Source organism: Xenorhabdus bovienii, assembly GCF_024721015.1.
Classification (GTDB): domain Bacteria; phylum Pseudomonadota; class Gammaproteobacteria; order Enterobacterales; family Enterobacteriaceae; genus Xenorhabdus; species Xenorhabdus bovienii.
On record NZ_JANAIF010000027.1, the window covers coordinates 42,524 to 51,721 of the forward strand.

11 protein-coding genes are annotated in these 9,198 nt (G+C 37.7%); all 11 read right to left on the reverse strand.

Annotated elements, in window-relative coordinates; genetic code table 11:
- Positions 1 to 32: 32 nt before the first annotated feature.
- Positions 33 to 1,235: a TrbI/VirB10 family protein gene (locus NXS07_RS09400; protein ID WP_258086628.1), complete on the reverse strand. Its 1,203-nt coding sequence runs from the start codon at positions 1,233 to 1,235 to the stop codon at positions 33 to 35.
- A complete protein-coding gene (locus NXS07_RS09405; RefSeq protein WP_258086629.1) occupies positions 1,235 to 2,029 on the reverse strand; it encodes a TrbG/VirB9 family P-type conjugative transfer protein in 795 nt (264 codons plus the stop codon). The genes NXS07_RS09400 and NXS07_RS09405 overlap by 1 nt, the downstream gene beginning before the upstream one ends.
- Complete coding sequence (locus NXS07_RS09410; protein WP_258086630.1) at positions 2,029 to 2,784, reverse strand: VirB8 family type IV secretion system protein; 756 nt, start codon at positions 2,782 to 2,784, stop codon at positions 2,029 to 2,031. The genes NXS07_RS09405 and NXS07_RS09410 overlap by 1 nt, the downstream gene beginning before the upstream one ends.
- 3 nt (positions 2,785 to 2,787) lie before the next feature.
- On the reverse strand, positions 2,788 to 2,925 hold the full coding sequence (locus NXS07_RS09415) for a hypothetical protein (protein WP_258086631.1): 138 nt from the start codon (positions 2,923 to 2,925) through the stop codon (positions 2,788 to 2,790).
- Between the two features lie 19 nt (positions 2,926 to 2,944).
- Positions 2,945 to 3,982 carry a TrbL/VirB6 family protein gene (locus NXS07_RS09420; protein ID WP_258086632.1) on the reverse strand — a complete coding sequence of 346 codons (1,038 nt, stop codon included), beginning with the start codon at positions 3,980 to 3,982 and terminating at the stop codon, positions 2,945 to 2,947.
- Positions 3,983 to 4,016: 34 nt separating this feature from the next.
- Complete coding sequence (locus tag NXS07_RS09425; RefSeq protein WP_258086633.1) at positions 4,017 to 4,709, reverse strand: type IV secretion system protein; 693 nt, start codon at positions 4,707 to 4,709, stop codon at positions 4,017 to 4,019.
- Positions 4,706 to 7,147: a VirB4 family type IV secretion/conjugal transfer ATPase gene (locus NXS07_RS09430; RefSeq protein WP_258086634.1), complete on the reverse strand. Its 2,442-nt coding sequence runs from the start codon at positions 7,145 to 7,147 to the stop codon at positions 4,706 to 4,708. Before NXS07_RS09430 ends, NXS07_RS09425 begins: the two co-directional genes overlap by 4 nt.
- A gap of 3 nt (positions 7,148 to 7,150) precedes the next feature.
- Positions 7,151 to 7,465, reverse strand: a complete 315-nt coding sequence (locus NXS07_RS09435) for a VirB3 family type IV secretion system protein (protein ID WP_258086635.1) — start codon at positions 7,463 to 7,465, stop codon at positions 7,151 to 7,153.
- Between the two features lie 47 nt (positions 7,466 to 7,512).
- Positions 7,513 to 7,833: a TrbC/VirB2 family protein gene (locus NXS07_RS09440; RefSeq protein WP_258086636.1), complete on the reverse strand. Its 321-nt coding sequence runs from the start codon at positions 7,831 to 7,833 to the stop codon at positions 7,513 to 7,515.
- Between the two features lies 1 nt (position 7,834).
- Positions 7,835 to 8,455, reverse strand: coding sequence for a lytic transglycosylase domain-containing protein (locus tag NXS07_RS09445; protein ID WP_258086637.1), 621 nt, complete (start codon positions 8,453 to 8,455; stop codon positions 7,835 to 7,837).
- Positions 8,456 to 8,649: 194 nt separating this feature from the next.
- Positions 8,650 to 9,198 (reverse strand): YadA-like family protein (locus NXS07_RS09450; RefSeq protein WP_308686601.1); only part of this gene is annotated, 549 nt, incomplete at its 5' end.

The window sequence follows — 9,198 nt, forward strand, 5'->3', positions numbered from 1 at the left end:
GACAAGGACATTCGCCCTTGTCTTTTATTTTTTTATTCAACTTTAAATATGGAAGAAAAATCAACATTACGAGGAACAATCACCGTGAGCATTTCACCCTGATTGATATACGCCGTAGGCGGGGTATTAATCGAGTTTTCTAATGCAATTTCAGCCATGTTTCCCGCAGTATTACGAGTATTATCTACCTTCATGCTGCTGTTTTCTTTACTGACATTGCTAGCGACAGCGGCTAATGCGTCATCAATAAAGGAAAGCATAATCGCTCCACCGAAACGCCCCCAAAAATGGCTATCAATCCAAGCAGGTAAACCAGATGCGCCTAAACCGTCGGCGCCTAGTGCATCGATACGAACACGAATATTCCCATCTTTTACCGTTGACCAGTTAACAAAAACCCGGGCAACGCCCTGTTGTAAAACGCGAGTTTGCTCCCCTTGTAACAATGCGCCTGCGCGTAATAAAATGGTTTTACCATCATCGGAATACACGTTCTTCGTTAACTGACACATGACAACCGCAGGATAAGACGTGACAATTTTAGTTTTCAGGACACATGGCATTGATGTTCCCGCTGACAATAAGTATTCCCGATCACGAATAGTTCCCACGCTCCCATCAGCAAAACTAGCACCTTTTAAAAAGTCACTTTCGCTTTTGCTGACATGCCTTTTATCTACGGGTTGATTTAAATCCGCTTCTTTCTTTTCCGGTTTTGAAATCACGTTTTGAGCGACTAACACCTCCCCTTGTAGGCGGCGTTCTGACGGTGTAAGCACTTTATCACGGTTATTCCCCCGACTTTCTGTTACGGGTTCAGGATCAATAATCACCGCATTATTTGTTGGCGGAGGATTATTGGGTTCTTTTTCGACATCAGGTCTATTTTCTTCTGAGATATTAGCCATAATTTGATTTAATGACTTTTCAACTTTACCTTTTGTTTGAGCCAGTGCATTACTGGTTGTGTTTTCTTTTGAATATTGCTCTTTATCAGAAAGAGAAACTTGAGTGACTTCCGGCGGCTTTTTCATTTTTAAAAACGCCATACTGCCACCAATTAAAACAAGTAATCCAATTGCAATAACAATAAAAAGGAGAATGAATTTTTTTGCGCCAGTTTTATTTTTACCTTTAACATTATAAAGCCCGCGATCACCTTCTAAATCACTGGATGGTTCTTGTTCAACTGGTTTTTCGATTGGTTTGTTTTTTTTTCGGTCAAATAATCCCATTATTTACGCTCCACTAATTTTTCACCCGTTGTTGTACCGTTATAGTTATAACCGCGCTTGATATTGTGATCGGTTTTCACATCCATAACGCTTTGACCTAAACGCAAAACAAACTTTGGTGAAACTTCATGAACGACCATGACGTTTTTATCCATGTGGTAATTGACTAAATGCTCTTTACCATCGGGTAAAACACGATAAACCACAGGTAAATCCGTTGCGTTATTCCATTTAAGACAGGTGAATTCACCGTTATCCCAAAGACCTGATGGTTTAAGCGTCATATCCCCCCGAACTTGATAGCGATTATTAATCCTCCCACCGTCAAAACACGGTAAATCAATCTTAGATTTACCTAAGAAAACCGTTTGTTTAACAGGCTCTGGTTTCTTAGGATAGTTATAACGCAATAGATAAGTAGGTTCGCCATTGCCACTACTGGCTAACTGGATAGCATAAGTGCGTTTATTGGTAACTAACGCGATATTTGTATCGGGTTGTTGTGCAATAGGACGCAAAAAGATGTTATTACCGCGGACAGACACATTCCATGCAAGCGGATCACCTAACCCCATACCCGTAGCCGAACTATCCCCATCAATAAATTCATCCACTTCAAACTGAATTAGGGTTGCTACGCCTTCTTTAACTTTAACGATGGTTACGTTATTCGGGTTATAGAATATTTCCTGAACACGCGGATCTGCCCCGCTGGAACGGGGCAATGCAGCAGAAAACGATTGTGATGATAAACCCAATAAAACGGCTATCGATAATGCTGTTTTCATTTTCATTATTTAATTACCTCAGCATCCACACGATAAGAAGTTACGGATAAACCCAATGGATTAATTAAACGCGCTTGCTCGGTATTGATTTTTTTACTTAAATCAAAAGTGACCGTGGCAATCCATTTAGACGGTTTGAAACCCACAGCAGGCTTTCCATCTAAATCACTAATCATTTTAGTAAAACGGATTTGCGCCGTTGAATCATTTAAAAAGGTAATCCCATTCACTTTAACTTGAATTTTTGAACGATTTGCTAAACGTTTTAATGGGCTTAATTCTTCATTGACCATATAGCTTTTGTAAGCTTCAAAAATCGCACGGTCAGAGGTCGATTCAACAAAATCATACATTGATTGAATCGTGTACCAATCGTAACCCTCACGATTTTCCACAAATCGCGCCAAGAAATAACGAGTAACGGATTCATCCACAGTCGCCGTTTCCGTGCTATACGGCTCTAATTTATCAACATAGCCCGTTGTGCTATCCACACGTAATAAAAACGGTATAACGGATTTTAAAGGGGCTAGGCTGGCAATCGCTATCGCTAAAGCCACAACCGCCACACCTAAAAACCCCGATAAACGACCTAACCATTTAATCCGTTGGTTTTTGCTTTCAATGATATTCGTTTCAAACATTTTTACAGCTTGAAAAACTTGCTGTGTTTGTTTTTTTTCTAACGCCTTATCCGCAGGGCTTTTTGTTAATTCCTTAATGGATTCATCAAAATATACTTCCGTATCTTCATTTGTCATTTTTTATTTCCCTTGCATATCTTTTAAATTAGTAGTGATTTCTACCCATTCCCCTTTTGCTTCTGGTGCATCAGGTGGATTTGTAGAAGTACAGCCTGAAATAATAAAAACAAAAGCAAAACCCAAAATTAATTTTTTCATTTTAACCTCATTTAAATTTTTATGGTTTTATACGACCGCCGCCCTTTAAAGCCGTCCAACCTGCTTTAGCGACATTTGCAGCCCCACGACCCGCGCCGCTTGCTAAAGCGCCCGCCCCTCGACCTAATGCGCTGCCCGCAGCTTTTAATCCTAACGCGCCAGCCGCTTTACCAACAAAAGCATTAGTCGCCCCTGTTAAACCGTTAATTCCCACACCGCCCGTTAAAATACTCATTAACGTAGCGATCTGTTGAATTAAGAAACAACCGATAGAGAAAACAATACAAATTACGAAAACAGACCAAACACCTTGAATTGCGTTATCATCAGTTTCACTGCCAGTCGAAAAAATATTTAAAGCTATATATTGATTTATATACTCAATAATAATTCCGAATAAAATTGCATAACCAATATTTAAAAAAATGTAGTTAAAGCAACTGCCAACCCAAGCGGCAAACATTTGCCTTGTTGCAGGAAAAGCGGCAAACGCAATAAAAACCCCGCCTAATGAAAGTAAAATCCCAATCATCACCATAGCAACAAGTAAATAAGAGGTAGCATAAAGAACAAAAGCACCACCAAAAATTGCTAATGCTGTTATTTTTACAGTCATCAATAATCCTGCAACAATAGTATCTGTTACACCACTTGCATTTTGAAACTCTTCATAAGACTTTTGACCTATCAGCATTATTTGGTCAATCATCTGGTCAATCATAGACCCCATTGAAGATGAATCATCAGAAACTAATTTAGATGCAATTTCTTGACCGCTATTCATGACTGCCGGAACAACGTTATCAATATAAATACTATTAGCGCCTAAAAAAGTGGTAACTATTGCCAAAACCATAAAATGCTTTATGAATTCATTCACAATGATTTGTTTATCACTGTAAATGATTTCCCAAGCTTGAACGATATAATACAAAATAACACCTGCAGTCCAAACAGGAAAAATAATACTATAAATTTTCTGAAAGTTACCTGCTACTTGATTAGTTAAAATTACTTCAATGGATTTAAAAATCCCCTCAGCTAATCCCATTTCCATAGAAACCCCCTCAAAAGGGCTATTAGCCCTTTTTTTATTTAGCTAAATCAATAAAACCTTTTGGCTTAACAGGCTTAACTTCCGAATTGAGATATTTAATCACAGCCTCTTTTCTTTCTATCTCATTTTCCTGTTCTTGATTTTTGATTTCCAGCTCAACGGCTTTCATCGTATTTTGCATTTTCAGGTTTTCAAGCTGAATGGTATTTAAAATCTCTTCCCGTTTTTGCGGGGTTGTCGCCCTTTCAAATTCCCGCTTTAATTTATCAAGTCGTTTTGATTGAGATTCTAAACGTTGTTGCGTTTTTTCATTTCGCTTGATTTGCTCAATTTTTCGCTCATATTGCGTTTTAAGCTCAGTGTTATCTTTGACTTCAATCCCTTTTGAATTGAGATAATCATCAACCTCACGTTTAGAGATTTCTTTTTCATAATCTTTTAACATGTCTTTTAAAAACTCAGTAGACGAATCAAAGATATTATCAAAATTAGTATAGCCCTCTAAACGTTTTTTCGTTTCTTCGGCTTCTTTTCTAAAATCATCTAACTGGCTTTTAGCTGTTTTAACCTGATCTTGCAATTCCTTTAATTGCTTTTGGGCTTCCATAACCATTTTTACAGATTCAACAAGACTCGCAACATCAATAACAGGAACCCCTCCCGCAAATGTCATAGGAGAAAAAATAAAAGGTGTTGCTACGGCTAAAGCAATAATATGTTTTTTCATAAAACACCCTCAACGTTTTCTTGTTTAAATTCGTGATAAATTAAATCCGGTGACGGTTCCGAGATGCGCCCATCTTTAATTAATTTTTTACGAAGACGTTCACATTGAATAAACACAGGAATCCAATCATTCGGATTATCCCCGTAATCTTTACGAATAATTTCACACAATTTAGTTCCGCTTTTACTGCCCGAAATAATCGGTAAGTAATCATCAAAACCGTATAAATCCAATTTAGCGAAAACAGAGCTATTTGATTGCTTAATCAGCATGGTTCGAGATTCACGGTCTAACTTCACTAACAAATCAAATTCTTTAGCTGTTAGACCAATGCTTTGATAACCAGACCATTGAGCATCAGGGTTAGGCAAACAAATTTTGGTACTGGTCTGCTGAACAATTGCCGCAAAAATCGCACAATTTACCGCATCTTCGGGGCTTTGACTGGTTAACCACATCATTTCCCCTTTCATACGTCCGGCCTTTAAAACATCTTTAATCATTTCTTGCGTCATTGGGAAGTTTGCAGGTTTCCAAAATTCCTCAACGATGGTTAACATTAACCCGCCGTTTTTCTGCATACGACTTTTGTAGAAAAAAAGGACGCTTAAAATCATTTCACAAGCAGGGTGATCTTGACCGCCTACATTTCCTAAAATCGCAGTAGTATCAAAACCGACTTTACGATAATCCGTTGGGTTAAACGTATTGGTTTCACTATCAGTAGCCCAACCAAACTCGCCAAACTCAGTCCATTTTCTTAAACGAAGTGCCAGTTCCAGTTCAGGAATGCTTTCTAATAGCGCCCCAAAACGGCGTGATTCGCGCGGTAATCCCATGACAGCAATAACCGCATTGTCTAACATCACCGCTTCACTATCAGAACAGGAAGAACCATTGCTATTAAGCGCCCCACGCTTAACCCAACGTTTTAAGAACGACATAAGTTCTACATCGTCACTATCACCAATTTGAAACGGGTTAAGACCAGAGAACACACCCTCTTGAAGTGAGAAATAACTCCCGCCAAAAGCACGTACAAACAGTTCTGTGGAACGGTTATAATCGATAACAAATAAATCAGAATCAAACCGTTGCAAAAATGCAGCTGCTGCACCCTCAAAGGTAGTTTTACCCGCACCTGTTGCTCCTAGTATCAGAGCATGACCCGCTATTTTCTGACCTCGTACATCTTTATTCAGGTCACTAAAATGGGTATTAAAATAATACAGAGTATCGGAGATACTTTTCAGGGGCATAATCGCAGAACCATCCCCTATAGGATTCCCCTCTTTTTTTCCATAACTAAAGTTATGTAATGAAAAAAGACACGCAAAATTATTGCTTGTTCTTTTTGATGCCAACGGACGATATTTACTCATTGGTAAATGAGAGAAATAAGTCAGAGGGGCTTCATTCGTGGATTTAATAAAGCGGAACCCTTTACCGCTGGTAATAAATTCAGAGGTTACTTTAATGCCGTTCTCTTTAGCCATTTTAACCGTTTGACCAAAAACCGTTAAAACAGCATGATATGATCCAAATAACGTTGAGCTGGACGTTACCCCCTCTTGACCTAATAGCAACTCTTCTTGTTGAGTAACACCCGCATCACCCGCCGAGTTTAATTTGTTTAATTGGCTATTGATTTTCTTGATGCTTTTTGTTGGTGCTTCGGCAATAAAAGATTGCGTTAAAATAAATTCATACGGGAGTTTAAGCAAAAAATCCCATTGACCAATTGAAGTACCGCGCGGAAAGTCCTTTACAACATAGTTGGTACAGTAAATACTCCCGTTTGACTCGCGTGGTCTAATTTCAGCAACATCAAACCCAAAGAAAATATCGCTATTAGTGATAGTGTTTTTGATTTTTGAATCGGACAAAGGAATAGTCATTGGCTCATGATTAACGAGATAAGAAAGGTAATCCCCTGCTATTTCGCTCACAAAAGGCGATTTAACCCCAAAAGGGATCACCTGCATTCCTTTTAGTACCGCTTGCGTTTGCTGAATAATTTCATTTAAACGCTCGATACCATCATAGATAGCGGTCTGATCAGGTTTAACTGAAATACCTACAGTTAAAATATAATCCGTTCTAAAAAAATCCCCTTTTAAAAGAGATTCAATATATTTATCAGAAAAACCTTGCAAGAACGGGCTATTTTTGTATTGATAAATATTATCAACGGTCATTTTTCGTTTAACAATATGTGACCAAACAAATAAATTACCTTGTTTGCCTAACCCCATCAGGTAATCTGAAAAATTATTAAACTTATTAACAATTTCATTATCACTGATGGATTCAAAGGGAAACCCATCAATAAATAGAGGGGCAATTAATTTTCCAGATTCTAAATAAATCATGTTTTCGTCAACATGAAAATTATAGTCAGGAATAAATTTTTCAGCGTCTAAACTTTTAACGTTCATGATTTACCCTTTAATTCGTAAAACAGGACTTCCCGCTTTCAGGGAAAATCCTTTTAATTTAAACGAAATGACTTTTAAAGAATTCGGATCATTTTCAGTTAATGAACGAATAATGATAATACAAAGAAAACAAATTCCCGCAGGAATAAATCCAATAAGACCGAAAAGCTTTATTCCTATTATTGCAGTAATAAGCGCAGTTCCCAATAATGACAACAATAAAATGATTGGAACACCCATTACTAAAGCTGGACGATTAAGCCCGTTGTAGGTCAAGTAAACGTCTTTTAATTCTTCATTTTCTTGATAATCGCTCATTGCAACCTCTTATTAAAAGAGGGTAATATCCCCTCTTTTTTTGATTTTTATTTAAATAAACCAAGCGCCCAATCAGCGCCTAACACAACACCGCCCGCCATAGCACAATGACCAAGACCTATGGCAACTTGAGTCCATTGTTTTTGTTCAAACAGAGCCATACCAACAAGCCAAATCATATATAACACCGCCCCCACACCGACGAAGATATAAAGCCAGTCAGCAATTTCCTGTAATCCGTCCGTTGCTTTATTTAAGTTCCCCAACCCTCCGGCAGCTAAAGCGGGGTTAGTGAAAATAACAAACGCAAATGCGAACATAAAAAAGTTGATGATTGAGTCTTTATTCATTAATCGAACATTTCCCATATTAATAATCTCCAAAAACATCCCATTGATGTTTATTTGTTTTTTGTTGAGTTAAAACGGCTTCTTGCGGTACAGATTTTTCCTGTTCTTTTACCGCTGGCGAACTATTACTATTAACTTGAATTTCAGGAACAGAGTAATTTTTTTCTGCTTTTAATTCGATTCTTTGGACATAACTTTTCCCATCCCACCCTTCCTTTTTAAACCCCCTTGTCATATTTCCAGAGTAGTAACAACTAAATGCTTTTCTTAATGCACCTTGTTTATCGTTTGGGTTTTCTTTTAACGATTTTACAAAGCATTTATTCAAAATATCCGCGCCCACTTTAATATTTGTACAGTGGTCAAATACGGTTTCGTTCGTTAATTGATAACCTGTAAAATTTTTACTGTAGATTTGCATTAATCCCGCACTGTACGTTTTGTTTTTAGAAGCAAGATCATTAACAAAAACAATTGCCTCATCTTTTTTATCAAAAGAATGAGTTGTACCATCAGAAACATTAGCAACCACATACGGTTTGCCCGATGATTCAACGCCAACCAGCGCATGTAATGTTATTGGGCTAACATCAGGCGCACATTGTGAAAACAATGCACTTAAAACAGCCGCTTTTAGCATAATGAAGCCTTTTTGTTATTAATAAAAAACCCACTTATTTTTTTATTCTAAAAAATTAAAACAGAAAAATAATTAGAGATTTTACCAAGGGCTTTAATTAAAAAGCCCTCGACTTTTTAAATGGTTTTAAAATCATTTTAATTAAAAATTACCAGCCAATAGCAAAGACTGCACCTGCTCGTTTAGTCTTATATTTACCAACCTATACTAATTCCAGCGCCAAATACTGCACTATCTGAATTATTCCAGCTAGTAGACGCTCTAATATTTACAGACTCATTTAATTTTCTTTGCACTCCTAATGCAACAGCACTACCATTTCTATATTGGCCTAATCCTAATCCAAAACTGAATTGTGCATTATTGCTATACGGAATGTTACTCATTGCTGAAACACTGGCAATACCTGCATTAGCTCGTTTTTCAACTCGTTCTATTTTATTATTTAAATAATTAACCTGCTGTTCTCCGTATGATCGCAATTCATTAAAACGAAAATCAGTATAATCATTCGCCCTAGCCAGCGTTTTTTGATCTCCTGAAATACGCTCGTTACGTTCAACATGGATTCTATTATTTAACTGATTATCTGCTACTACTCGTGCGGCCTGTTCGCTGGCAATCAGTTTATCGGTGCGGGTGTTGCTGTTCGCGATGGCCAGTGTTCGGGTTGTCTGCTCGGTATCAATACGCCCATGCAGTTTATTGTCCTCGGCATCCCGTGCCGCCTGTTCGCTGGCAAT